Here is an 873-nt window from a genome sequence, read left to right as displayed (position 1 = left end):
CCCTGCTGCTGGCCCCGGCCGGACCGGCCAGGGCCAGCAGCAGGGCGAGGAGCAGCGGCAGCACGCCCCGCCTCACGAGACCGCTCCCGCCGCTCCCGCCGGTTCCGCCGCGCCGGGGCGGGCACGGCGGGCGCGGTGCCGTCTGCGCAGGAGGACGGCCGTGCCCGCCGTCGCCACCGCCGCCGCGCCGGCCACCGCGCCCCACGGGACGTACCCGGCCGAGGTGCTCGCGGTGGCGTACGCGCCGCCCGCCGCCGTGACCGTCAGCCGTACCCGGGCCCCGCCCAGCACCGGCCGGCCGGGCCACGGCTCGCTGAGGGTGCGCCGGGCGCCGGGCGGCAGCCGGACCGGCAGGGTGCGCGGGGCGCGGTCAAGGAGTCGGCCGAAGACGCCGTCGGCGCGCACCGCGAGCCGCGGCACGAGGACGGTCGTACCCCGGTTGACCAGCTCGTACGTGATCCGGTCCGCGTGCACGGCGAGGTGTTCCACGGTGAGCGCGGGCAGCGCGGGGCCGCCGACGCGCACCCGGACCGGCACGGACGCGGTACGGCCGTGCGGGTCCCGGGCGACGATGGCGCCGGTGCGGTCGCCGGGCGCGGCACCCCGCGGCACGGTCACCGTGAAGGGCACCTCGGCACGGGTGCGGGCCGGGACGGTGAGCGCGGCGCGGGCGAGGGTCGCCGAAACGCCGGTGCCGCGCAGCCGGACCGTGACCGGAGCCCGGCGGCGGTTGGTCACGGCCACCGTGTCCCGCAGCACCGTCCCGGGGGCGCCCTCGGCGTAGAACGCGGGGCGCCCGCCGCCCAGGGGGGTGAGCGACCAGCCGTCGGGCCGCGCGAGGGCGGGCGGGGCGGCTGGCTCTGATACACATCT

At 80.8% G+C, this 873-nt stretch carries 1 protein-coding gene; it reads right to left on the bottom strand.

Annotation, left to right across the window (positions count from 1 at the left end; genetic code table 11):
• Nucleotides 1-72: 72 nt before the first annotated feature.
• A partial coding sequence (locus CCN44_RS44645; protein ID WP_158103183.1) for a COG1470 family protein occupies nucleotides 73-873 on the bottom strand: 801 nt, incomplete at its 5' end.

Source organism: Streptomyces tricolor (assembly GCF_002155905.1).
GTDB classification, from domain to species: domain Bacteria; phylum Actinomycetota; class Actinomycetes; order Streptomycetales; family Streptomycetaceae; genus Streptomyces; species Streptomyces tricolor.
The sequence above is the reverse complement of the archived record's forward strand: the minus strand, read 5'-3'. Positions and strand labels throughout refer to the sequence as shown.